The sequence below is a fragment of the Opitutia bacterium KCR 482 genome, from assembly GCA_029269845.2.
Lineage (GTDB): Bacteria > Verrucomicrobiota > Verrucomicrobiia > Opitutales > Intestinicryptomonadaceae > Merdousia.
In genome coordinates, this window is the sequence record CP149973.1 from 2253691 (window position 1) to 2279068 (window position 25378).

Below are 25378 nucleotides of genomic sequence, written 5' to 3' on the forward strand. Positions count from 1 at the left end.
TAAAACGGTTTTAGCGGACGGCGGAACTCGAACGCCGTCCGTTTTTTTGCGCCGAATTTACGCGCCGACTTCGGGCGCAGCGGGATTATTCCTCCTCCGATTTTGTATGGCTGCTTTCGGCGGATTCGAGAATCGACGCGAAAATGTCGCACGGAATGTACAGAACCACCGCGACCAGCAGAAGCGTGTTCAGGAACAATGCAATCATAGAAATCACCCATGCGCTTCCCGACAGCTTGCCGTCGGAAAGATTTTGCGTAGTCCAGCACAGAATTGCCGAAAGCGAGCACACGTAAGCCGTGCATATATTGAAAATCGCAGTCGGCGGAATCCACGCGCCGACTTTCAGCTTTTTGTGGAAAGCCCCCAACGCCAGCGCGAGCAGCGCAAACACGATTTCTACTACGACTATCGCCGCGGCAAGCCATTCAGCCGAAACGAAACTGTCGGCAACGCCGCTCCCCGAAGGGTGGAATCCCGCAGCTCCGCTCCCCGAAATGTGCAGAGCGATTGGCTTGCCGATTTCCGCCATGTGCGAGAGTGTGCCGACTGCCGCGAGCGCGGAAACCGCCGCGGCGATTCCCGAAATTTTTGTGAATTTGCCTGTCGTTTTTCCGTCGTTCATGGCGTGCGGGGGAGGGGATTACAAAATCAGCATGGCGTCGCCGTACGAGTAGAAATTGTACTCGCGTTCGATTGCCGCGCGGTAGATTTCTTTGAGCTTTTCCACTCCGTCGCGCGAGTCTGGTTTGAGGAAGACCGCCACAAGGCACATGAGCGTGGAGCGGGGCAGGTGGAAGTTGGTAATCATTGCGTCGGCGGCGCGAATGCGCTGGGGCGGGTAGACGAAAAGGCTTGCGCTGTCGAGCACGGGCTTTTCGGCGTCGAAGCCGTCGGGGTGCTTTCGTACGAAGTCCTCCATTGCCCTCAGCGATGTCGTGCCGACGGCGAGCCTCGGCGCGGATTTGTCCGCCATGGCGCGGAGGGTTGCGGCGGGAATTTCGTAGATTTCGGCGTGCATTTTGTGCTCCTCCACAATGTCGCTTTTCAGCGGCTGGAAAGTGCCGATTCCGACGTGCAGGGTGAGGTCGAAAAATCTGTTCCCGCGCGATTCGAGCGTTTTAATAAGCTCCGGGGTGAAGTGCAGCCCAGCGGTGGGGGCGGCGGCGGCGACGCGCTTGGAGGGGTCGGCGTAGACGGTTTCGTAGCGGCGGTTGTCGAAGTCGCGGTCGTAGTCGGGCGCGTGCTGGTCGCGGGCGATGTATGGCGGAAGCGGCACAACACCTATTCTTTCGCTGACGGAAACGACGCTTTCGCCGTTTGCGGTTTCGAAGTCTACAACGGCTCTGCCGTCGTCGAATTTTTCGGCGACGGTTGCGGTGAACGCGTTTTCGACACCGAAAGTCGCGCCGATTTTCAGGCGTTTTGCGGGTTTAAGCATGCATGTCCAGCGGTTCGGCGAGCCGCACGGGGTGAGCAGCAGGCATTCGACGTTTCCGCCCGTGTCCTTTTTCGCGAAAATGCGCCCTTTGAGGACGGCTGCGTTGTTCCTGAAAAAATTGAAGTTTGTTTTGAGGAATTTCGGGAGGTCGGCGAAATGCGCGTGCTCGATTGTGTCCGACGCCCTGTCGTAGACGAGCAGTCGCGAGCCGTCGCGCTTTTCCGACGGAAAGCGGGCGATTCGTTCGGGCGGGAGCGTGTAGTCTAATTCTGACGAGTTCATTGTATTTGCGAAATTTGTTTTGCCTTTTCCGCCTTTTCTGGCGGGAGCGTGCCGACTCCGTCGCATTCGGCGCAGAGGGACGCGTACGCGGCAGCGCGGCGGAGCGCGGTTTCGGGGGGCGCGGAATTTTCGTAAAGCTCGAAAATCAGCCGCGCGAACATTGCGTCGCCGCAACCCGTGGCGCGGACTTCTCTTTCGATTTTCGGCGGCTCAACTTCGATTATCCCGTTTCCGAAGTCGGCGAGAATCGTGTTTGCGCCGTCGCTTACGATGAGCATTTCTGTGAAGTCGAAAAATTTTTCCCGCGCGGCTTTGAAGATTTTAAGAAATTTTTCCGCCGTGCCGTCGTCGGTTCTTTTCATAAGCCCGAACAGCTCGGCGCGGTTGATTTTTACGAGGTCTATTTCCTCCCGCCGCGCAAAGTTGGAGAGCGGAAGCCCGTAGGTGTCTATGCAAAGCGGCATTTTTTTTACAAAACGTGGATAATTGATAAGTTGCGTGTAGCCTATTTTCCACGCTGGGAAGCTGCCGCAGAACGCCAGAACGTCGCCTTTTCTTGCCTTGCGTATGATTTTGTTAGCGGCTTTTATTAAGGCTTTCTCCGGAACGGGAACGTCGGCTCCGAGGTATGTGGTGTTCGAGCCGTCGGCGGAATCGGTGCAGACAAGCCCTTCGCGCGTTTCGCCTTCGAGCCAAGCCGAGATTGTTGCTATCCCCTCGTTTTCGAGAGTTTCCATGCACCTTTTGCCCGTGAAGCCCGCGGGGAATACAACCGCCGTGGCGTCCATGCCGAGCGACTTCGCCGCCCTTGCGACGTTCACGCCCTTGCCGCCCACGCGGAACATCGGCGAGCCTTTCGCCCGCGCCGTGCCGCCCCTTTGCGGGGTGTCGAAAACCGCGGACGTTTCGGCGAGCAGGTTGCCAGTGATTGTAAAAATTTTGCGCATTGTTTTAAGCATGGGCGTTTTTTTTCGACACGCAAGAAAAACGGTTGCAATGTACCCGCATTTTATGCGAAAGTGAAGAGTTGAATACTGAAAAACTATGAAAATGAAAATTCTTATGGTATCGCCCGAATGCGCTCCCTTTTCGAAAGTCGGGGGGCTTGCCGATATGGTTTCGTCGCTTTCGAAGGAGTTTGCGGCGGACGGGTGCGAGGTAAAAATCTTTACTCCGCTGTATTCGTCGATAAAGCGCGGCTCTTCGTTCAAAAAGGAGATGGACAATCTCTCGGTCCACATGGGCTTGGGGATTGAGGAGTTCGCGTCGGTCTGGCGCGCGCCGCTCGGAAAGGCGGGCGTCCATTTTCTCGAATTCAACAGGTACTACGACCGCCCCGGAATCTACAACTACGGCGCGGTTTCGTACGACGACAACGGCGGACGCTTTGCATTCCTCTCCCGCGCGGCTATCGACTACTGCCTTTCCACGGGCTGGATTCCCGACGTCATCCACTGCCACGACTGGACGACGGGGCTTATCCCAGTATATTTAAACACGACCCTCCGCGCCTCCGCGCTCGGACGCACCGCGACGGTCTTCACAATCCACAACCTGCAACATCAGGGCGTTTTCGACAGGGGCGTTCTCGAATACGCGGGCATTCCGATGTCTGAGTTCCGCGCCGATTCGTGCGAGTCTTACGGAAGCCTGAACATGATGAAGGCTGGCCTCTACAACTGCTCGAAAATCACGACGGTAAGCCCCACTTACGCCTCGGAAATCCGCACCCCCGAATACGGCTGCGGCCTCGACGGGCTTCTGCGCTTCCGCGCGGGCGACCTTATCGGAATAGTAAACGGCGTGGACACCTCCGAATGGAATCCGAAGACCGACAAGTACATCGCCGCAAACTACACCGCGGACGACATGTCGGGCAAGGCGGCGTGCAAGGCTGCATTGCAAAAGCGCATGGGCTTGGCGGTGTCGGAAAAAACGCCCGTCTTCGGCGTGGTTTCGCGGCTCTTCGACCAGAAGGGGCTTGACTTGCTTGCCCGCATTGCGCACCCGCTTGTGAACAACATGGACGTCCAGATTGCGCTCTTGGGAAGCGGCGAGGGCTGGCTCGAAAACGCGTTCAATTCGCTTGCGGCGTCGAACGCGGGGAAAATCGGCGTGTACATCGGCTACGACAACGCGCTTTCTCACATGATAGAGGCGGGCTCCGACTTCTTCCTCATGCCCAGCCGCTTCGAGCCGTGCGGTCTCAACCAGCTTTACTCCATGATTTACGGAACTCTCCCGATTGTCCGCGCAACGGGCGGGCTTTTCGACACCGTCGAACAGTACCGCGAGGGCGAGGGCAGGGGCAGCGGCTTCGTGTTCTCGGACGCTACCGCCGACGCGCTCTACAACACAATCGGCTGGGCGTGCTCCACTTGGTTCGACCGTCCCGAAGACATCGCCGCAATGCGCCGCAACGCAATGGGCAGGGATTTCTCGTGGTCGAAATCCGCCGATAAATACGCGCAGGTCTACAAATGGGCGGTCGGCTCGCGTTCCGCCGCGTTCTAAGGCAATGTTCGAAAGACCCGCAAACAGAATCTACCGCAATAGCGAGTTGGGGCAGTGGCTTCGACGCGTCGATTGCGACTGGGAAAAGTTCTTTCGGGTCGAAGAGCTTGCCTACGGGCGCGAGCTGTACAAGTCGGGCGCGGTTCGCACGCTCGAACTGAACGCCAACGAGGCCATTGTCTGCGCGAAGCTTTCCGACGGCAGCGAGCCGTACTGCGTGCTCGATTTCGACGGCGTCGGATACGTGAGGCGCGGATTTTCGGGCAACCTGCAAAACGCCGCGCTCACCGTGGCGGGCTTCTACGAAATAGAGGAGCTTGTCGGCGACGTGTTTTCGAGCGACGAATTTTTGGACTACGACGAATCAGCCGCAAAGGCCCTCGCCGCGGAGTCCGCCGAAAACGCCGATTCCGCCGAACCAGAAGCCGACGCAAAGCCCGAAGCTTCCGAAAGCGCGGGCGAAGAGTTCCCCAAGCTTGCGCTTACGTTTTCGTCGCGCCGCAAGGGGCTTGCGTTTTCCGTCGCGTGGGAGTTCGCCGACGGCAAGACCCGCAGGGCTTTCGGCGAAAAATGCCTGCCCGTGGCGGAGCTTGGCGACCCGCAGAAGGAAAACTTGGTGCGGCTTGCCACAATGTCGCGCAAGTGCGGTTTCAAGTATTCGTCGGAAACGTACCTGCTTGCGGAAATCTCGAAAATTCCGTCGTTCTTGCAAGCCGCGCTTTCGACATGGGAGAGGTATTTTATAATACACAAAGACGCGAACGTCGATTTGCTGTCGCTGGGCGAGCGCAGTGTGGAGCTGAAACCTACGGCAAAAAGCGTCGGCGGAAACTCGCTCGACTTCGACATCGAGTGGTCGTCCACGGTAGGCGACGACATTATAGGCACTGACGAAATCGCGAAAATCGTCGGCGGCGGAACGTCGAGCCTGCGAATCGTGCCCGAATACGGCATTTTACGCATTTCTAACGACGACACCGCGTTTGTCCGCAATGTGGAGCGCGCAAGGGAATTCGGCTTTGAGGCGGGGAAAATCCCGCGCTACATGCTGCTTTCAATCGCGGAATTCGGCGGCGGAATTTCGCTTTCGCCCGAACTCAAAAAGTGGCTCGACTCGCTCTCGGCGCGGACTTCCGCCGACTCCAAACAGCTGCCCGACTTCCTCCGCAACTATCAGAGACGCGGCGTGCTCTGGGCAAAACGCCTCTTCGACCACGACTGCAACGCGCTTATCGCCGACGAGATGGGCTTGGGCAAAACCCTCCAAACCCTGACCCTTATAAACATGGCGGCTTGCGGCGACGCGTCGAAAAAGTTTTTCGTAGTGTGCCCTGCAAGCGTAATTCCCGTCTGGATTTCGGAGGCGGGCAAGTTCTTCCCGAACCTCAAATGCGGCGTCCTTTCGGCGTCGTCCGACTTCGCCGACGCCCAGCTGTGGATTTCGAGCTACACGCAACTTCGCCGCAACAGGGCGGCGGTTGAAAAAATCGACTTCGAAATCGGCGTGCTCGACGAAGCCCAGTTTATCAAAAACCCCGACGCAAAGACGACAGCCGCGTGCATGGCTCTCAAAGCAAAACGGAAAATAGCCCTCACGGGCACGCCCGTCGAAAACAGGCTGCTCGACATGTGGACGACGTTCCGCTGGCTCATGCCCGGCCTTATGGGGCAGCGGGCGGTTTTCGAAAACGCGGTGCAGTCGGACGATGCTTTCGTGCGCCAGATGCGCAGGCAGATTGCGCCGTTTGTTTTGCGCAGGTTGAAGTCGGAAGTGGCGACGGAGCTTCCCGAAAAAATCTACGTCGATTTGGTCTGCCCGATGTCGGAACAGCAGAAATCGGAATACCATAAACTGCTCGGCGAGGCGCGTTCGACGCTCGGCGGGGCTGTCGCGGAAGACGCAAAGGCGCGTTTTACGGTGCTCTCGCTCCTCACCCGCCTGCGTCAGGCGGCGTGCGACGCCGCGCTTCTGCCGTGGGTTGGCAAAGACGGCGCGGCGGAGGCGGGCGGCAAAATCTCGGTGCTTTCCGACAAGGTGGAGGAGCTGTTCATGGGCGGCAAAAAAATTCTGATTTTCAGCCAGTTCACGCGCTTTCTCGACCTCATCGCGGAAAACATTTCCTCGCGCCTTCCCGACGCTCCCGTCTACACCCTCACAGGCGCGACGCGCGACCGCTCCAAACCCGTCGAAGCCTTCCAAAACGGAAGCGGCGGCGCGATAATGCTTGTGAGCCTCCGCGCGGGCGGCACGGGCATAACGCTCACTTCCGCCGACTACGTTTTCCTCGCCGACCCGTGGTGGAATCCCGCAGTCGAAGAGCAGGCGGTTGACCGCGTGCACAGAATAGGGCGCAAAGGCGACGTTTTCGTCTACCGCATGATTGCGCAGAACACCGTGGAGGACAGGGTGCGCAAGCTCCAACTCCAAAAGAAAAAACTTTTCAACGACCTCCTCGGCGGCTTGAAGGACGTCTCGACCCACGTCAGGTTTGTGGAGACTGTCGCGGATATTTTGTCGTAGCAAAAATTATTGAATATGAAAATAATATCGTGGAATGTCAACGGGATAAGAAGCGCGCTTTCGAAAAATTTTCGCGAATTTGCCGCCGCCGAAAACCCCGACATCGTGTGCGTGCAGGAGACGAAAATCGACCCCGCCGCCGCCGAAAAGCTCGATTTGCCCTTTAAGTACCGCTACTTCCACTGCGCCGAACGCGCGGGCTATTCGGGCGTTGCGATTTTCTCGAACGTGGAGCCGCTGTCCGTCTCGCGCGAGGCTCTGTGCGGCAGCCCCGACGAGGGCAGATTTCTTTCCGCCGACTTCGGCAAATTCGTCCTAACCTCAATCTACGCGCCGAACTCGCAGGACGCCCTCAAACGCATAGACTACAAGCACGCGTGGAACACGGCGTTTGCCGCAAAAATGGCGGAGTCGCGGCGGAGCATTGTCTGCGGCGACTTCAACGTGGCGCATTGCGAAATCGACATCGCCCGCCCCAGGGAAAACGAGGGCAACGCGGGCTTTTCGCAAACGGAACGCGACGACTTCGGCATGATTTTGAAAACCGCAGACCTCCGCGACGTCTGGCGCGAGCGCAATCCCGAAAAAGTCCAGTACTCTTGGTGGAGCTACCGCGGCGGGGCGAGGCGCAGAAACGTCGGCTGGCGGCTCGACTATTTTCTCGTTTCGACGCCGCTTTTGCCCGAAGTCGAAGACGCCGAAATTCTCTCCGACGTTTTGGGCTCGGATCACGCCCCGATTTCGATAGTCATCAAATAGCCGCGCCGCAAGATGGCGCAAACGCGCATGTTTTGATTGCGTATTGAGGGCGCGCCGCGCCTTTTTTTGTTGACTAATTTGAAGAAAATTCAATACAAATCAATATCTATGATGGTTATGTTAAGTTTAATTTCCAAGAGCATGCGGGTCTGCGCAATTTCCGCTGCAATGCTCGTTTCCGCGTTTGCCGTAGGGGGTGAAATCGACGCGCTCAAACGCGATTTCGAAAATCCGCCCGCGCCCTCCCGCGCCGAAACGTGGTACCACTTCACGACAAACGCCGCAACGAAGGAGGGCATCACCGCCGACATCGAGGCGATGCGCGACATCGGCTTCACCACCGCCCACGTTTTTGCAATCGGCAGCTACGGGAAAATCCCCGGCTTCGAGCTTAAATTCGACAACGAGCAGTGGCGCGGGCTTATGCGCCACCTCGGCAAAGAGGCTAAACGTTGCGGAATAGCCCTCGGCACGCACAACTGCCCCGGGTGGTCGAGTTCGGGCGGCCCGTGGATTAAGCCAGAAGACTCCATGAAAATGGTCGTTGCCTCCGAAACTTTCGCGACAGCCCCGCTTGAATCTCCCGTAAAACTTCCGCAACCCGAAAGTAAATTCGGCTTCTACCGCGACATCGCAGTAATCGCAATTCCGAGCGGCGGCAGACTTCCGACGCCTGCTTCCGCCGACGCCGACATGCGCAAAGTCTTGTCGGGCAGGGTAATCGCCCTGCCGATGAAAGAGCGCGGCAGCTCGGCGGACTACGTTCTCGAATTCCCGAAACCCGTCAACGCGCAGACGGCAAAGCTTGTTTTCAAAGACCTGCACGTATATGTGGGGGTTGACATTTCGGTTTCGGCGGACGGCAAGAATTACAGGAAAATCGTTTCGGAGAAAATAGCGTCGTTTGCCGATTCGAGCGCACCTCACTATTTTTCGCTCAAAGACGCGGGCGATTTCAAATTCTGCAAAGTGTCGTTCCGCAACGTCGGCTTCCCCGACTGGTTTTCGCCGCGCGACATGCACTTAAAAAGCATTGAATTTCTCGCCGACCCCATGATTTTCGAAGCCCCGCGCAAAGTCTCGATGGGCAAGGCCTTCACGTACTGGGTGCCGAACGGAAACGAGGCGGCGGGCGCGGACAAGTCGAAAGTGCTCGTCCTTACCGACAAATTCAAAAACGGCGTGCTCTCCGCCGGGCTTCCCGCGGGAGATTGGAAAATTCTGCGCATAGGCTATACCTCGACAGGCGCGAAAAACCAGCCCACAACATGCTTCGGCTTGGAGTGCGACAAGCTCTCTAAGCGCGGGCTTGACGCCCACTGGCCGCACTACATGGCGAAGATGATTGAAGACTGTGGCGGCATGCTCAAAAACGCCACAATCGACAGCTACGAAGTCAGCGGGCAGAATTGGACGGAAAACTTCGCCGAAGAATTCAGGGCGCGGCGCGGCTACGACATTGTTCCGTGGCTGCCCGTCATGGTCGGCTGTCCCGTGGGCACGCCGGAGGAATGCGCAAAATTTTCGTTCGACGTGCAGACTACCGTCGCCGAGCTTTTCGCCGAAAACTACTTCGATTACTTCGGCGAACTCTGCCGCAAAAACGGGCTTATTTCGATAGCGGAATCCTACGGCGGGCCTTTCGACTACCTTAGGGGCATACGCCACATAGAATTCCCCGCGACGGAATTTTGGGTGTCGCCAAGAGCGCCGTCCCGCGCGGTGCTTTCAATGGCGAACGTCTACGGGAAGAGCCGCGCGGGCGCGGAGTCTTTTACGACGATGTTCAACGAGGGACGCTGGCAGAACGACCCCCGCGACCTCAAATTCTACGGCGACCGCGCGTGGTCGCGCGGCGTGTCCGAATTCATAATGCACTCGTACGTGCACCAGCCGTTCAACGCGGGGCCGGGGCTTGGGCTTGGCAGGCACGGCTCGCACCTCAACCGCCTGAACACATGGTGGAAAATGGGCGGCGAATGGGTTAAATACATCGGGCGTTCGCAGGTGCTTTTGCAGCGCGGAGTCCTCGCCGGCGACGTGCTCGTAATGCCGCCGCTCAACTCGCCGAACAGCATGTTCTACGGCGACTCGGTATCGGGCAAACTCTTCTCGGCGGGATACTCCGCGGCGATATGCTCGCCGTTCGACTTGGGCGAAATTCTGTTCGTCGAAAACGGCAGGGTGAAGGCGGCCAAAAACGGGGCGTCGTTCGGAATGCTCGCAATTCCCGACTCCAAATACATGTCGGTAAAAAAGCTCCGCGCCCTGCGCAGGCTCGTAGCCGACGGCGCGACCGTCGCCGCCGCCAAGCCGCGGGAAACGCCCACACTCTCCGACAGCCAAGCCGACTTCGACGCGCTCGTCGCCGAAATTTGGGGCAACGGCGAACCGCTCCGCCGCATCGGCAGGGGCAGGCTCATCGCTACGGGCGACATTTTCAAGGCGGTTTCGACAGTCGGCATGAAGCCCGACTTCAAGGGCAGAAACATCGACTTCTTGAAGCGCGTGGACGGCGGCGTCGAAATCTTCTACCTCTACAACACAGCTCCCGACGCCGTTTCGCAAACGGTTTCGTTCAGGGTGGAAGACGGAAAAGTTCCGCAAATTTGGAACGCCGAAAACGGGTCTGTCGAAAACGCCGCGCGTTGGTCGCGCAGGGGCGAATATGTGGAAATGCCGCTCGACTTCGCCGCAAACGAGCCGAAATTCGTGGTCTTCGCCGACGGGAAGGCGGCGGCGGTTTCGGAATTTACGGTTTCGGGCACGGCTAAAAAGCCCGCTTCCGTGAAAATTTTGGAGGCAAAATACGGCAGCGGAAATTCGGTCGTCGACGTGCTCGGAAAAGTCGCTGCGGAAATCGGGAGCGGAATTACGGTTTCGAACGAAACGTTCGGCAAAGACCCCGCCCCGATGAAGCCCAAAAAACTCCGCGTGAGGTATTCGAAAGACGGCGAAATTTTCGAGCGCGAATACCCCGAAAAATCTGTCGCCCTCATTTCCGTCGCTCCGCAAAGCTCCGTGCGCCCGCTTTACAGAAACGGCGTGCTTTCCGTCGAATTCCGCGAAAACGCAAAGGCGGAGGGCTCGCTTTCGGACGGCTCGAAGTTCTCGGTGTCGGTTTCCGACATTCCCGCGCCGCGCGACATCTCCGAAAACTGGAAGGTCGAATTCCAGAAAAACAGGGGCGCGCCCGACTCGATTGCGCTCGGAAAATTGCAGTCGCTTTCGGAGTCTGAAATCGACGGCATAAAATATTTTTCGGGCGGGATGCTGTATTCCAAAAACGTCGAAATTCCCGCGGAGTTCTTCAAGAAAAACCGCAGGATAATTCTTTCGTTCGGCGGCGTCTACAACGTCGCGGAGGTCTGGCTGAACGGTAAAAAAGCCACGACCCTCTGGACGCCCCCGTTTGAGTGCGACATTACCGACTTCGCAAAAAGCGGCGCAAATTCGCTTTCCGTGAAAGTCGCAAACCTCTGGGTAAACCGCATTATAGGCGACCAGCGCGAGCCCGACGAGGGCTGGCAGAAATGGTCGTTGGAGGGCAAAAGCGTTTCGGAGACAAAACGCTTCACGTTCTCGAACTGGACAAACTCCTGGGCGAAGGATTCCCCGCTGAAAAAGTCGGGGCTTACCGACGGCGCGTCGGTTTCCGCCCGCGACTACGTTCCGCTAAAATAGCCCGCGCGCGCGGCGCGGCGGCGGGGAAATCCGCCGCCGCCGTTTTTTCATTCGGGCGGGAAAGCCGATTTCTCCGCCCGACATTACACGAAAATTTTTATTGCATGGAAGACATCACTTACATCATCGGACACAAAAATCCCGACGTGGACTCAATCTGCTCGGCGATAGCATACGCCGACTTCAAGCTGGCGATAGGGCAGGGCGGTTTCCTCGCCGCGCGCTGCGGCAACTCGAACGCCCGCATAGACAGAGTGCTCAAACGCTTCGGGGCGCAGCTTCCGCCCTTTGTCGGCGACGTGCGCCTGCGCACGAAGGATATCATGAAAACCGATTTTATACGAATGGGCATGGATTCTTCGTGTTTTTCGGTAATGGGCGCGATAGACAAAAACGACCTGCGCTCGATTCCCATCGTAGACGGAAATTCGGTCTTGCAGGGCGAAGTTTCGGTGTTCGACTTGGGCGAATTTTTCATTCCGCACCCCAACTCCGCCCGCGATGTCAGGCGCGTCAGCGCGACCCTTAACGACATCATTAAAACTCTCAACGCCGACGTCCGCTGCGCGTTTTCCGCCGACAAGACAGAGGAGATGTTCGTGCGAATCGGCGCGATGGAAGTCTCGACTTTCGGCAGAGTGCTCGATTCCGAAAAATCAAGCCCCGAGCGCAACCTAATCGTCGTGGGCGACAGATTCGACATTCAAATTAAGGCGATTCAAACGGGGGTGCGCGCCCTCATCATCACGGGCGGCTACGACATCGACCCCGCTGTCGTCGAGATGGCGCGTTCGCGCGGCGTGAGCGTAATCTCGTGCCAGTACGACAGCGCGACCACCGCCCTGCTTGTCCGCATGGCGACCCGCGCGCTTCCTATGATGCGCAAGCCCGCGGCGGTCGTCAAAAGCGACTGCCTGCTCTCGAAAATCTCGGCGCGCGCAAAGGACTTTTTCGGCAAGACAATCTACGTCTGCGGCGACGACGGGCGGCTCGAAGGGCTTTTTTCGAACCCCGACCTGCTCGGAATATCCAAGCAGAAGCTCGTGCTCGTAGACCACAACGAGCTTTCGCAGGCGGTAACGGGCGCGGACGAGTCGGACATCGTGGAGATTATAGACCACCACAGGCTCGGCGTCTCTCCGACGCGCAGCCCGATTCTCTTCCTCAACAAACCCGTCGGCTCGACATGCACAATCATCAGCGGAATGTTCCGTAAAAGCGGCGTGAAAATGTCGGAGCGCACGGCGGGGCTTCTGTGTAGCGGCATTGTCTGCGACACCCTCAACCTCAAAAGCCCGACCGCGACAGATGAAGATTTCGCCGAGCTTGAATACCTCTGCGGCATCTTGAAAACCGACGGCGGCGAGCTTGCCGACTACATCTTCGGGGCGGACAGCGTCATACTTTCGCTCAATCCCGACGATGTTATCGCCAGCGACTGCAAAAAGTACGACGAGGGCGGCGTGGCGTTTTCGGTCTCGCAAATCGAGGAGCTTGACTTCGCGAACTTCAACGCAAAGAAGGAGGAAATCCGCCGCGCCCTCGACGCGTACCGCAAGGAAAACGGGCTGTATTTCTCCGCGCTGTTCGTAACGAACGTCATGACGCAGGACTCGCTTCTGATGGTAAGCGGCGGCGACGACATGGTGGCGAAAATCAACTATGTGCGCGACACCGAGCGCGGCGTCTTCGAGCTTCCGAAAATCGTAAGCCGCAAAAAACAGCTCATTCCCTACCTCGCCGCGCTTTTGCGCGACTGATTCTCCCCGCCCGCCGCCAACGCCGCGTGGGAAAACGCTTCGACTTCTACAAAGACCGCGTTGACTGCTTTGCGGGCATTCGCGAGCTTCTCGGCGAATTGAAGCTGCGCGGGTGCAGGGCGGGAATCGTAACGTCGAAGTCGCGCCGCGAGTATGACGACGACTTTCTTCCGCTCGGAATCGGCAGGCATTTCGGCGTGTCCGTTTGCGTCGGCGACACTCCCCGCCCGAAGCCCTTTCCCGACCCGCTCCTGACCTACTTGAAGCTAAGCGGCGCGTCGGCAGACGAAATCGCGTTCATCGGCGACACAAAATACGACGCCGCGTGCGCCCGTGTCGCGGGCGTGAAATTCGCCCTCGCGGAGTGGGGTCGCCCTAACGCGGGTGAAATAGAGGCGGATTTCAGATTCAAACACCCGTCGGACGTTCTTTCGATAGCGCGTTAGCGTAGGCGGTCGGCGCGGAAAAACGCGCCCGCAAGGCTCTACGCGCATTCGCCGCGCGGCGTGCGGAAATTCTTTTGCGTTTGCCGTCGGCGCATTGCGCGTTTGTCTGCCGATATTTTGCGCGAGGGGCGCGGCGGAAAACGCGGGGCTGGCGTCAGTCGATATTGTCGGAGTTTAAAAAGTCCTCAACCAGCTTGGCGGGCGTCGTGCCGCGCTCTGCGGCGGCGCGTTCAAGCTCGGCGTGGTTTTTGAATTCGAGCGTCTCTACCCAAGCCGTCGAAAACGGTTTGGGGATTATGAATTTGTCCCACGCCTTCCCGATTCGCCAGCAGCGCGTCGGCGTGATTTTCAGCGCAAGAATGCGGGCACCGCTTTCCTTTGCCACAAGCAGAAAGCCCTCCTTTGCGCGGTTAGCGGGACCGCGCGGGCCGTCGGGCGTAATGAAAACGTCCGCGCCGTTTTTTACCGACTCCACAAGCTCCATCACTGCGTGCGCGCCGCGCCGCTTGTGCGAGCCCCGCACCGCGCCTATTTTCATCAGCCTGAAAAACGCGCAAAGGTACGCGCCGTCGCGGCTCGCGCTGACTAGCCCGTTCATGGGGATTTTGTCGCGGTAGTAGTACTTGCACATCGACAGAAAGAAAATGCGGCTGTGCCACGCAACCCCTACGAGCTTTTCGGGCGCGGACATTTTCCGCGCGCCGTCGTCCGACGTTTCGAGCCTTACCGTAAATTGGAGCAACCTCACGAGCACGAAAAGCGGAAACACTGCGAGGTAGTGCCGCAGTGTCGGGTTGTATACGTCGGGATTTTTTTCTTTCATCGGATTTTCCATTCAAGCGCGAATCGCCGTTTTTTCAACACAAAAGGCTTCGGGGCGGGCGGGTTTTTTCTTGCCCCGCGCGGGGAAATGTTTTGTGTTTTTTCGCATGGACAATATCGACGGCTCTTCCCGCAAAAATTTTTTCAAAGACATCGTTCTTCTGGCGGCGGCGTTTTCCGCGCTCTACCTCGGTTTGGCGTTCATGCGTCCGCTTGCAAGCCCCGACGAGGGCAGGTACAGCGAAATTCCGCTCGAAATGGTGCGCAACGGCGACTACGTTTCGCCGCGCCTCAACGACATGGTTTATTTCTACAAGCCGCCGCTTTTCTACTGGCTTCAAGCGGCGTCGATTAAGGCGTTCGGCGTGAACCGGGTGTCGCTCCGCGCCCCCAACTCGCTCGTGGCGGTTTTGGGGATTCTGGCTACATACTGCGCCGCCCGCGCCCTCTACGGACGCCGTGCGGGCGTGTTTTCGGCGATTGTCGCGGGAACGAGCGTGCTCTATTTTGCGCTTGGCGAAATCATCACGCTCGACATGGCGGTTTCGGTGTTCATCTCCGCCGCGATGTTTTCATTCATAGTCGCATTGAAGCGTTCGGGCGTGTGGCGCGGCGTTCTGATTCTTTCGTTCTTTGCGATGTGCGCCCTTGCCGTCATGACGAAGGGGCTTATCGGCGTGCTGATTCCCTGCGGAGCGATTTCCCTCTACGCGCTCGCGCTGGGAGTGCTTCCGTTCTTCAAAATGCTGAAAGTATCCGACATTTGGTGGTGCTTGGCGGGCGCGGTCCTGTTTTCGGCGATTGCCGTTCCGTGGCACGTGTTGGCGGCTCTCGCAAACCCGCCCTTCGAAACCGCCGAGGGTATTTTCTCGAAAAATTGGGAGGGGCAGGGCTTTTTCTGGTACTACATAATCCATGAGCATTTTCTGCGCTATCTCGATCCCGCAACGAGCATGCGGGCAGCTCCCTGGTGGCTGTTTTTTGTGCTCGCGCCCGTGGGGCTTATTCCGTGGGTAGTGCTACTGCCGCAGGCGGTTCGTGATGCGCTCAAAGGCGGCTACGGAAAACTGCGCCGCGAAAATCCCGAAATGATTTTCTTTGCGATGTGGATATTTTTCGTCGTCGCGTTTTTCTCCACTTCAAGCTCGAAACTGCCCGCGTACATCGTCCCGATTTACCCCGCTTTCGGCGTGATAATCGGCGTGTGGCTGGCGAAGGTTTGGGGAAATCCGAAGGCGTATTCGACGAAAGCCGTAAAGATAATCTACGTCTGCCTCGGCTACGTCGCGGCGGTAGCTCCCATTGTCGCGTACTTCGTGCTCGAACACAAGGGCAAGCTTATGGAACGCGCCCCCGACATGCTTGCGGTAGCCGTTTTGATGGCGGCAGTGCTTGCCGCATGCACGACTTTCGTTTTGTCGAAAATCCGCCGCGAACGCGCGTTCTGGGCGTCGATGATTGCAACAGTATTCGTTTTGCTTTTCTTCTTCAACCCGCTCGGAACGTTTTTGCAGCGCGAGAGCGCGCAGTCGCTCGTCGAAAAAATCGCCGACATTCGCCGCCCCGACGACACCTACGTCATAGCCTACCACTACAACGAATTTCAGGACTTCCCCGTGTGGCTGGGGCAGACCGTGTACCTAATCGGCACTCCGCCCGAAGAGCAGAAATTCGGCTTCATGCGCGAGCGCGAAAAGAACCGCCCGCGCTTCATAACCGACGCTTCGCAGCTTGCGTCGCTTCTTGCGAAAACATCGGGCAACATGTATATTGCGGGCATGGCGCGGGACTTCGACAAAATACGCTCCGAAATGCGCGTCGAGCTTGAGGAGCTTGCGCGGGCGCGGAACATGGCACTGTACAGGGTGGTTAGAAAATAATGGATAAGGTCAAAAAAAAGGAAAACGTGTGGCTGAACCTCGGCTTTAACATCGCCGCGCCGAGCGTTCTGCTGATTAAGGGCAAGGCGATTTTCGGGCTGTTCGGGCTGACTCCGCCCGACAACGCCGACGTGTTGATTTTCGTCCTCGCGCTGGCGTTCCCTCTCGCGTACGGAATTTGGGATTTAATCCGCCGCCGCAAGTGGAACGTGTTTTCGATTATAGGCATGGCGAGCGTTGTGCTCACGGGCGGAATAGGGCTGCTGAAACTTTCGCGCGAGTGCATGATTTTAAAGGAAACCGCCGTCCCCCTCGCGATAGGCGTGGCGGTATTGGCGACGGCGTTTTCGAAAAAGCCGCTCGCGAAAATGATTATGCTAAACGATTCCGTCGTGGACGTGGCGAAAATCGACGCGGCGGTCGAGGCGTCGGGCATGCGCGGAAAGTACGAGGCGTCTCTGCGCACTGCGACATTCCGCGTGGCGGCGTCTTTCCTGCTGAGCGCGGCGTTGAACTTCGCGCTGGCGTCGCTGATTTTCAAAAGCCCCCCGGGAACGGAGGAGTTCAACGCGGAGGTCGGCAGAATGACGGCGTTGTCGTTTCCAGTAATCGCGCTGCCTACGATGGTCGTGTTCGTCTGGGCTATGTGCAAATTCTTCTCGGCGTTGACCGAATGCACTGGGCTGAAACTTGAAGACGTGGTGGCGAAGGATTCTTGAAAATGCTCCGCCGCGCGTTTCTTTTCACCGCCGCCGCGTTCTGCGCGTGCTCGGCGTGCCTCGGGTACGCCGTGAGGGACGCAAGGGGAGTCGAGTTCGAATTCTCCGGCCCGCCCCGCGCGGCGACTATTGTTCCCGCAATAACGCAAAACATTTTCGCGGCGGGCGCGGGCAAATACCTTGTCGCAAACTCGCGCTACTGCGACTATCCCGAAGAGGCAAAGGGCAAAATAAAACTCGGCGGGTATATCGACCCCGACTACGAGAAAATCCTGAGCGTAAAGCCCGAAATTTTCTTGCTCCCCACGACCGCCGATTCGCGCGTGGAGCGCAGGCTCTCTAAGCTCGGCATAAAATGCTTCGTTCTGAACGGCGAGGGGCTGGAAAACATTTCCGCCGATCTCCGTTTGCTCGGCAGGCTTTTCGGGACATCGGAGACCGCGGAGAAAGTGGCCGACTCTTTCGACATGCTGTTGAAGTCGGGCTCTCCCGCGGGGAGGGGGCGTCGCGCGATGTTCATGTTCGACAAAATGGCGGCGGGCAAAGGCTCGTTCGCCGGCGGGCTGCTTGCCGCCTGCGGGCTTGAAAACTGCGCCGACAAAACGGGGCGTCCGTGGGCGGAGGTCGGGCGCGAATTCGTGCTGGCGGCGCGCCCCGATATTCTGTTTGTCGAATGCGGCGGCGAAGACTCCCGCGCGGGGCTCGAAAAATTCTACAAGACCGACCCCGTGTGGCGCACGACTCCCGCCGTCAAAAACGGCATGCTCTGCTTTGTGCCGAGTTCGAGCGTGCTTGTACCGTCGGTTCGACTTGCCGAAGCGCTGCGCATAATGAGGGCGTTTTGCGCGGCAACCGCCGAAAAGTAGTGTTGACATTCCCGCGCCCGAAGCTTTTTTTGTTCGCATAGAACCCAAACGTTTTTACTGATATGAAAAAATTGATTTCGGCAATTCTCGTTGCGGCGTCCGCCGCGCTTCTGTTCAACCCCGCGGCTTTTGCCGCGCCCGACGCGAAATCCGGAGCTGCCGCAAAAGCGGCTCTGAAACAGCGTTTCAAGGACAACGTGGGAACTTCGCCCAACGGCGACGTCTATTTGAAATCATTTCCCGACGCCGATTTCTCGAAGCTTAAAAACACCGAGCTTGTGGGTTCGGCTCTGCTCGTCTTCCTTTCCTATGTTGACCCCGACTTGGACTTCGCCGCGCTCGACAAGGCGATTTTGCGCGAAACCGGCGGCAAAAAAGGCTCTGTTCCGATTAAAAACATCATGGCGGGAATCGGAAAATACCTCGGAAGATACAACATGCAGTTGCAGAAAATCGCCGTCAGCGGTTCTTCCGTAAACTCGAAAATCGACGACGGCGCGCCCGTCATCGTGTGGCTTAAAATGGAACCCGGCGACAATATCTACGACAAGATTTTCCTGCCGCGCTCCGCAAAGCGCGCAAACTTTTCCGATATCGACGAGTGGGGCAGGGAGCTTCGCAAGTCGGAGTTGAAAAAGTTCCCGCAGGGGCGGATTTTCGGGCGCGCGCTCATCGGCGGCTACAACAAAAAGAGCGGCGAATATCTCGTTTTCGGCATTTCAAAAAAGCCGATTTGGCTTACCGAAAAAGAGGTTCGCGGGCTTATGCTCGAAGCCTACCAGTTGCGCTATTGATTGCGCGGCGGGCGTAAAAAAACGGACGCTTTGCGGCGTCCGTTTTTTTGTTTGTGCGTTCGCGCGTGTGGGGCGCGGGGCGTTTTTATTCGGCTACGATTTCGAAGAACGTAGACGGATTTTTCGAGTTGTCGATGTTTATCGAAAGCTCGCCGTCCGCGTTTGCAAGCGGGATTTCCGCCCTGCGTTCGCCGTTGTATTTCAGCTCGTACATCTTGTATTTTGCGTCGGCGGGCACTCTGAGCTTTGCCGACATCTTGCCGCGCCTAATCAGGATTTTCGAGTTCGGCGAGGGGTTTTTGAGCAGCACCGTGCGGTAGACGTCGAGGTTTATGTCGGCGTTGATGTTGTCGGTGTTGTAGATGAAGACTATGCGCTTGCTTTCGGAAAGCGGCGAGCCGTCCATCGAGCATGCCGCGACCGCGCACGGAACGGTGGACGAAATTTCCGTCAGGGCGTCGAGATTTTCGACGCCTTTCTTGAATGCCACCGCCTCCGTCTTCGGCGTGATTGCGGAGATGCTCTCCTTTTTCGCGTCGAGGAGAATCTGGTTCGTGTCGGAGTGGTACACGCCCGCCGCCGGCGACGTGCAGTTGTTTTCGTCGAGGATTCCGTTTTTGCGCATTTGCATAACGAACGCCTCTTCGTCGAATTTTTCGCCGATGCTCGCGCCCGTCGACGAGAAGTTTTGCGCCGAGCTTGTCAGCGACGCCCCCACGGGAAGCATTGTCATGTCGGGCTTTTTTATTTTTATGTGCGCGAGTTTTTCGGGAATCCGCGCCCCCTCGAATTTCACCGAGAAGCCGCTAAGCAGCGCAATGCGCGTCTGCGCCCCGTTTGCCGAGCGCGACATGTTTGCGTTGTTTTCAACGTAGTTTTTCGGGAAGAAAAGCTCGACACGGTGTTTCGATTTCTTTGCGTCGCCGCGCATGAACAGGCAGTATGTCAGAAATTCGTTCGCCCTGAACACGGGCGATTTCGACACGCTGAAAGGCCCGAGCACGTTGCCTTTTTTCGCTCCCGTTCTCACGCCGTCGCAGTGGACAATCATTCCGTCGAAATCCTGCAATGCCGCGTACGCGCCGAAGACAAGTCCGCCCTCGTGCTTGTATTGGTTCCAGTGGCAGTGGTTGTATTCGGTAAGGCAAATCGGGCGGCCAGAGATTTTCCGCGCAACGCCCGCGCGCATTGTGTTTGCGAAGCCCGACGCCTCGCTCAGCGAGCTTTCCTGCCCGACGTGCGAGTTAATCTGCGTGAAGTCCGACGGGTGCTTGAAGTAGACGTTGAGCGTGGAATAGTCGGCGATTTCGGAGCTCATATACGCCATGTTTAGCGTGCGGTTGCAGTTGTACTGGTAAATCAGACCGTCGTATCCGATGTCGTTTTTTACCACTTTTTCGCAGAATTTGCGGAACTCGTCGTTTTTGATTTTGCAGAAATTGACCCATTCGGAGGTTTCGGACTCGTTGGCGAAGTCGATTTCGCCGAACTTTTTGTAGTCCTTTCTTGCGAATTTGCCCGTCGCGTTCATGTTTTCGACTGTGCCGTATTTTGCCTCGGCGTACTTTGCGAACTCCGAATTCGCAAGGGCTACGGTTTCGGCGTCGAGCAGGCGGAAGACGTAGAGGAGGTCCATTTCGTTCCAGAATTCCATGCCCATGAAAACGGGGTCTTCCTTCCACGCAAGCCCCGTATAGGGGTTGATGTGCTCGAGCTGTTTGCGTGCGTGCGCCTCCCAGTCTTTGCGGGTTTTTTCGTCGCCCATGAGCATTTTCATTTTTGTTGAAAACCTCGCGTCCCAGCTTTTTTTAGACTCGTCGAACACGTTGTTGCCGATGAGCAGGTTCAGGTATATGCCGTTCTTTTTCGCCTCGGAGATGAGGTAGTCGTAGAGGTCGAAGCCCTCGGCGAGCTTGGCGGGGTCGGTCGAGCAGAGGAAGTCGGACGTGTGGAAGCGCAGCAGGTTGTAGCCTTGGCGTTTCGCTATTTGGCAGAGCTTTTTGAGGTTTTCCTTTGTCTCCCGAACGTCTTTGCCGCGCTCGCCCGCCAAGTACCATACCGTTCCGTGGAATTTAAGCTTTGCTTTCGGCCTCTTTTCGAACGCAAATTTGCCGCGCTTCGAGACAATCACCCTGCCGAATTTTCCGGCGGGGGCGCTGTCGAAATTCTTGGAGAGGTCGAGCGCGCTGCCTTTGGCGATTGCGATGTCGGATATGTCGGTTTCGACCCATTCCGCGGAGGAGGGCACGAATTTGGGGTAGTTTTTCGAAACCGAGATTCCCGCCACGACCCACGTCGCGATGCCGCACGTTGAGAGTTTCAGCGACTTAATCCGCTTCGGCTCTATTCTGATTCGGCTGAAATAGTATGCGGGCGCGGAGGCGTCGGAGGGACGCCAGACTTTTGCGTTCGCTCTATCCTTCGGTTGCAGGGCGTTCATTACGTCGATTGCGTATTCGAGCAGGATTTCCTTTTTTTTGCCGTCGGCGTATGTTATTTCGATTTTTCCGATTCGCGTGTAGCGCACGTCGGGCGACTTTGTGCTGGTGTGCAGCAGGTTCAGCGACTCGCCCGCAACGTTCTGCCCGTCCAAGTCGAGCACGACTTCCCTCAGCCCCGTTTTCGACTTTTCGCATTCGAAAGTCAGCACCGCCTTGCCGTTGTTGTTTTCTGGGCGGATAAGGTCGAACTTTTCTCCGTAGACCGTGTTTATTCCGTCCTTGTAGGCGGGCGAGAGGTTCACGCCGTCGTCGGTGAAGCCGCCCCTGCCGTCGCCCTTGATTCCGTTGTCGGTCAGCCCGAAATTGACTGCGTTCCTGATTGATATTGTCTGCGCGTGCGCCGTCGAAATGCCCGAAAGCATGGCTGCGGCGGCAGTCCAAATAAGGATTTTTTTTGTCATGTGCAAGTTGTTTCTCTGTTGAATTCGGAGCGGTGTTTGTAGGCGTTGAAAAGCTTTGCAAAAACCGGCGTCCGTGTCGATATATTTTTGCGGTTTAGAAAGTTGTTTTTTTGCGCAAAGCTGCGCTACTGGCATCTGCCGAAGCCCTCCGCCTCGACTTTCCAGCCGCGCGGGAATGCGCGGGACGTTTCGGAAAATTCCTCCGCCGACATGCCGTCCCAGCCGCCCGCAAGCATGGCGACAGCCGCCAGAAAGCCGCCGTTCGACGGGAAATAGGGGCATGGGCCGCCCGTCGCTACGCCGTGTTCGTCGAACTCGAAGTTTTTGGACGGATAGAGCAGGAAGTCCACCGCGGTGTTTGCGTCGCCCGTACGCGCCGCCGCCATTGCGAGCATGGGGAAATCCCAGCCCCAGACTCTGTCGAAATTCCAGAGCTTGCGGATTTTTGCGAGCGTCGCCTTAGCGGTTTTTGCGTCCGCGCCGTCGCCGCGCAGCATGCCGAAAACGCCGATTAGCGCGGGGTGCTCGAAGTTGAATTTCTCCCACATTTTTTCTACGCCTTCGTGGAGGACATAGACCCCGTTTTCGGTCGGCAGGGGCGCGAGCTTTTCGAGAACGTCGAGCCATTCGCGCGGCTTTTCCTCGCCGAGCCTCTCCTTCCATTTGAGCGCGGTCGCAAGCCCGTAGCGCCAGTAGGAAAGCTCGAAAGTCGGGTTTTTTGTCTCGAAGGGGTTTGTGTTTTCCGACACGGGCGTAAGCGGCGGGGGAAGCTCGAAGACGCCGCCGTTTTTCCGCGGGTACGACGCCAGAAATTCCGCCGTTTCGAAAACGGTGTCGCGCCATTTTTCGAGCGTCTCCGCCGACGGGTTCGCCCTGTAAATTTCCTCGGCAAAGTAAATCGGGTGCGGCTGCTGCCAAATCAGCGTCGCGTGGATTAGGTGCGGCCACTCGGCGGGAATATTGCCCGTAGCCTTGTTCCACTTCGCGCCCCTGTATCCCTCGCGCTTGGCGCGTTCGCGCGCCTGCGGCAGGTATTTTTCGAAAACCTCCCACTGCTTTTGCGCAATTTCGCCGCGCCCCCACAGCCCGAAGTGGACGCTGTGCCACCAAATCATTTCGTAGTGGAATTTTCCGTACCAGCTGTTCGACAGCAGCCCGCTTTCCTGCGACGGCAGCGAGCCTCCCGAATTTATCCGCATGAGGTATTGCGAGAGCACCGCGCGGCGTTCGATTTCGCGGGCGCGGGGGTCGGCGGTTTTTGAGAGGTCTATTGCCGCGCCCGAAAGCCAGTAGTTTTGCCAGACGCGGCGGCTTTCTGCGGCTGATTCGGCGAAGCCGAAGCCTCCCTTTGCGAAGCCCGACTTCGAGAAATTTGCGAACACTTCGATTTTCCCCTGCGACGGCGCGAGCGTTAGCTTATGCGGGTTTTCGGGATCGACTGACATTTCCGCCTCGCCGTTCCATACCACCGTTATGAAGTGTTTTTGTCCGTCGATTTCGCGCAGTATTTCGGCGCGGTTTCCTGCGATTTCGGCTTTCGTGCTGTGGAGTTCGGGCTTGTCCCAGCTGCCGACGTAAAGCGGGTAGCCGCTAGCGTTCGGGCGCGGAAATTCGAAAAACACTTTTGCGTTTCCGCTTTCGAACGCCTCCGACGTTATTTCGAAAGCGACGGTGTCGTCGCCCTGTCGGCAGAGCGTTTTTACGGCGAATTTCGCGCCGTCAAGCTCGAACGAGCTTTCCGCGATTCCGCCGAAGAGGTCGAGCTTCTGCCGCGCGTTTGCGATGTCCGATTCCGCCGCCGCCGAGCCGTCCCGCCGCGTCAGCGCAAGCCCGATTCTTCCGAGGTTGAACGCCGACGGATTTTGCGCAAGCCACTTTGCCCGCCGCTTTTGCGCATCGGAGAGCTTGAAGTCGGGGAAGTCGCGCCGCCACTGGGGATATTTTAGCGGCTCCCTGTCCACGGGCAGAAACACGGTTTTGCCTTTGACTTTGAACGGCACTCCCCCGAAATCTTCGCCGCCGCGCGGTTCGGGCGCGATGTGCCACGCCCAGTGCGCGAGCGTGTTGAACGGAACGAATGTCTGCATGCCCGTGATGTCGAAGTTGTACGCAAATTCGCCGTTGCCGACCTGCGCCGGCGACTTCGGGTTTGTTTTGGCGGTCTCCACGTTGTGCCGTTCGACCACCGCTCGCCTGTCGATTTTGCCCGCCGCCGCCGTCGCCGCGAGAACGACTGCCGCCGCCGCAAAAATCCGCTTAATAAATTTATCCATTCGCCGATTTTATAAAAATTACACGTCCCCGTTCAAGAACATTATTCTATAAAAAATGCACGTCTCCGTTCATGAACATTAAATTTCGCATTGCAATTTGCTTGAAATTTTTTGCGGTTGGGTTCTTTATAAAAATATCCTCGAACAAACTACAAACACAGCGTAAAAAATATGAAAAAATCAATACTTGCAATTCTGTCCATCGCGGCTCTCTCGGCCGCGGCGAATGCCGAAAAGTCCGACAGGGGAGACCTCTCGGGCGTAAACGCCGCCGACATCAGGGCTCAGAAGCCCGCCGTCGTTGCGCCCGCCCCCGAAGCAACGGCTCCTGCGGTTGTCGTAGCCGACAAGCCCGCGTGCGGCAAGTCGTGCCCAGCCGCGCAAAAGGCGGCTTCCAAGAGCTATCTTACGCAGTTCGGCAAAAGCTGGGCGGCAATCGGCGGCGGAGTCAATATCTATAAAATCGATGGTCGCCAGAAGCTCGGCGCAAACGGCGCGCTCGAACTGAGCATCAACGCCCTCAGCTTCGACGACGACAAATACGGCTTGAACGTCCTCGTTCCGCTTTCGTTCGACTATATCAGCGTGGACAGCGAAAGCGATGTGTACCGCTTCGCATTCCCTCTCAACCTCCGCCCCTATTACAGATTCGACGTTTGCGAAGACGTTGTAATTACGCCTTTCGGCGATTTCGCGGCGGGCGGTTCGTACGCGTATGTCAGCAGCTACGGCGCGGCCAAGAACTTGGCGTTCCTGTGGTCGCTCGGCGCGGGCGTTGAAATTTCGTTCTGCGAAGTTTTCTCGTTCACGCCCAAGTACACTTGGCTTAACGAAGAGGACGCGGGTTCTTCATACCGCCAGATTGCCTCCGCCGAATTTGCTTGGAAGTTTGCCGACAACATGGTTGCCGTCGCAGAATACGGCTACTCCTTCTTCCGCGAAGCTTCCGCCCGCGACCATGCGGTTGTTGTAAAGCTCCGCTACGAGTTCTAATCGCGCAGTCAGGCGCAAAAAAAAGCCGCGTAAAAGCGGCTTTTTTTTGTGCCCGTTGCGGCGGGAAAAACCGCCGTTGGCGGAGGAGGGAGTAGCGTGAAACAGCTACTGCGGCGGAGGGCGACGTAGCGTCGCGGCGAAAAACTGCCGCCGCGCAGGAAAGTTCCGCCGTTGCGTTGCGCGGTGTGCGTTTTGCTTTATTTTGCGGCGGCGTCCTGCGCCATGAGGTAGAGCAGGTCGGAAAGCCTGTTGACGTAGCGCAGGGGGAAGTCTCTCGCAAGACCGTCGGCTTCGGCGAGTTTCACGATTTCGCGCTCGGCGTTTCTGCACCGCGCCCGCGCCATGTCGAGCGACGCCTGCAAGCTGTTTTCGCCCGAATGCGTCCAGCCCATGAACGTGTTGCCGCCGCCCTCGTAGGCGTCGATTTGCGCTTCGAGCTCGGCGAGGTCGGAGTCGCCGAGAGTCTTGATGTTCTTTTCGGCGAGTTTGGGGAAGTCCTCCCTTGCCGTCGCAAGCTCCGTCATCAGGAACACGAGTTTTTCCTGAATGCGCAGGAGCTTTTTTGCTGTCTCTTCGGGCGCGAACGACCGCGCCAAGCCGATTGTAGCCGAGCAGTCGTCGAGCGCGCCGTATGCGCAGACGTTCGGAGACGCCTTCGAAACTTCGCGCATGAACACGAGTTTCGTTTTGCCGCCGTCGCCGTTTTTTGTCGAGATTTTCAT

General features: G+C 57.6%; 18 protein-coding genes. 11 read left to right on the plus strand and 7 right to left on the minus strand.

All coding sequences use genetic code 11. The features are described from left to right. Positions 1–85: 85 nt before the first annotated feature. The 3 genes from P3B99_009730 to P3B99_009740 are packed head-to-tail and all read right to left on the minus strand — an operon-like array spanning position 86 to position 2682. Positions 86–625 carry a hypothetical protein gene (locus tag P3B99_009730; GenBank protein WYJ07470.1) on the minus strand — a complete coding sequence of 180 codons (540 nt, stop codon included), beginning with the start codon at positions 623–625 and terminating at the stop codon, positions 86–88. An 18-nt stretch (positions 626–643) separates the two neighbouring features. Continuing rightward, positions 644–1723: a tRNA preQ1(34) S-adenosylmethionine ribosyltransferase-isomerase QueA gene (queA, locus tag P3B99_009735; protein WYJ07471.1), complete on the minus strand. Its 1080-nt coding sequence runs from the start codon at positions 1721–1723 to the stop codon at positions 644–646. After that, on the minus strand, positions 1720–2682 hold the full coding sequence (locus P3B99_009740) for a PfkB family carbohydrate kinase (GenBank protein ID WYJ07472.1): 963 nt from the start codon (positions 2680–2682) through the stop codon (positions 1720–1722). The genes queA and P3B99_009740 overlap by 4 nt, the downstream gene beginning before the upstream one ends. Positions 2683–2773: 91 nt before the next feature. Here P3B99_009740 and glgA point away from each other — a divergent pair, with 91 nt between their 5' ends. The 6 genes from glgA to P3B99_009770 all read left to right on the plus strand — a co-directional run bounded on the left by glgA (position 2774) and on the right by P3B99_009770 (position 13407). Further along, positions 2774–4237: a glycogen synthase GlgA gene (gene glgA / locus P3B99_009745; GenBank protein WYJ07473.1), complete on the plus strand. Its 1464-nt coding sequence runs from the start codon at positions 2774–2776 to the stop codon at positions 4235–4237. 4 nt (positions 4238–4241) lie between these two features. Continuing rightward, on the plus strand, positions 4242–6758 hold the full coding sequence (locus P3B99_009750) for a DEAD/DEAH box helicase (protein WYJ07474.1): 2517 nt from the start codon (positions 4242–4244) through the stop codon (positions 6756–6758). Between the two features lie 15 nt (positions 6759–6773). Beyond that, a complete protein-coding gene (locus P3B99_009755) occupies positions 6774–7517 on the plus strand; it encodes an exodeoxyribonuclease III (protein ID WYJ07475.1) in 744 nt (247 codons plus the stop codon). A gap of 108 nt (positions 7518–7625) precedes the next feature. Next, positions 7626–11201, plus strand: coding sequence for a glycosyl hydrolase (locus tag P3B99_009760; GenBank protein WYJ07476.1), 3576 nt, complete (start codon positions 7626–7628; stop codon positions 11199–11201). Positions 11202–11305: 104 nt separating this feature from the next. Continuing rightward, positions 11306–12961 carry a putative manganese-dependent inorganic diphosphatase gene (locus tag P3B99_009765; GenBank protein ID WYJ07477.1) on the plus strand — a complete coding sequence of 552 codons (1656 nt, stop codon included), beginning with the start codon at positions 11306–11308 and terminating at the stop codon, positions 12959–12961. Positions 12962–12987: 26 nt separating this feature from the next. After that, positions 12988–13407 carry an HAD-IA family hydrolase gene (locus P3B99_009770; protein ID WYJ07478.1) on the plus strand — a complete coding sequence of 140 codons (420 nt, stop codon included), beginning with the start codon at positions 12988–12990 and terminating at the stop codon, positions 13405–13407. A 154-nt stretch (positions 13408–13561) separates the two neighbouring features. Here P3B99_009770 and P3B99_009775 read toward each other — a convergent pair whose 3' ends face one another. Continuing rightward, a complete protein-coding gene (locus P3B99_009775) occupies positions 13562–14230 on the minus strand; it encodes a DUF374 domain-containing protein (GenBank protein ID WYJ07479.1) in 669 nt (222 codons plus the stop codon). Positions 14231–14336: 106 nt separating this feature from the next. Between P3B99_009775 and P3B99_009780 the strand changes: the two genes are divergently transcribed. The 4 genes from P3B99_009780 (at position 14337) to P3B99_009795 (ending at position 18488) form a co-directional block, all read left to right on the plus strand. Then, complete coding sequence (locus tag P3B99_009780; protein WYJ07480.1) at positions 14337–16109, plus strand: glycosyltransferase family 39 protein; 1773 nt, start codon at positions 14337–14339, stop codon at positions 16107–16109. Next, complete coding sequence (locus P3B99_009785; protein WYJ07481.1) at positions 16109–16828, plus strand: VC0807 family protein; 720 nt, start codon at positions 16109–16111, stop codon at positions 16826–16828. The genes P3B99_009780 and P3B99_009785 overlap by 1 nt, the downstream gene beginning before the upstream one ends. Before the next feature lie 2 nt (positions 16829–16830). Further along, the gene (locus tag P3B99_009790; GenBank protein WYJ07482.1) at positions 16831–17694 is read left to right on the plus strand and encodes a helical backbone metal receptor; all 864 of its coding nucleotides are present in this window, start codon (positions 16831–16833) and stop codon (positions 17692–17694) included. Between the two features lie 62 nt (positions 17695–17756). Then, positions 17757–18488 carry a hypothetical protein gene (locus P3B99_009795; protein ID WYJ07483.1) on the plus strand — a complete coding sequence of 244 codons (732 nt, stop codon included), beginning with the start codon at positions 17757–17759 and terminating at the stop codon, positions 18486–18488. Positions 18489–18573: 85 nt separating this feature from the next. On the opposite strand, the gene P3B99_009800 is transcribed toward P3B99_009795, so the two are convergent. Further along, complete coding sequence (locus tag P3B99_009800; GenBank protein ID WYJ07484.1) at positions 18574–21390, minus strand: hypothetical protein; 2817 nt, start codon at positions 21388–21390, stop codon at positions 18574–18576. Positions 21391–21515: 125 nt separating this feature from the next. Continuing rightward, entirely contained in the window at positions 21516–23663 is a 2148-nt protein-coding gene (locus P3B99_009805) for a hypothetical protein (GenBank protein ID WYJ07485.1), read from the minus strand. A 171-nt stretch (positions 23664–23834) separates the two neighbouring features. Between P3B99_009805 and P3B99_009810 the strand changes: the two genes are divergently transcribed. Continuing rightward, complete coding sequence (locus tag P3B99_009810) at positions 23835–24656, plus strand: hypothetical protein (protein WYJ07486.1); 822 nt, start codon at positions 23835–23837, stop codon at positions 24654–24656. Between the two features lie 197 nt (positions 24657–24853). Here P3B99_009810 and P3B99_009815 read toward each other — a convergent pair whose 3' ends face one another. Next, positions 24854–25378, minus strand: a complete 525-nt coding sequence (locus P3B99_009815) for a cob(I)yrinic acid a,c-diamide adenosyltransferase (protein ID WYJ07487.1) — start codon at positions 25376–25378, stop codon at positions 24854–24856.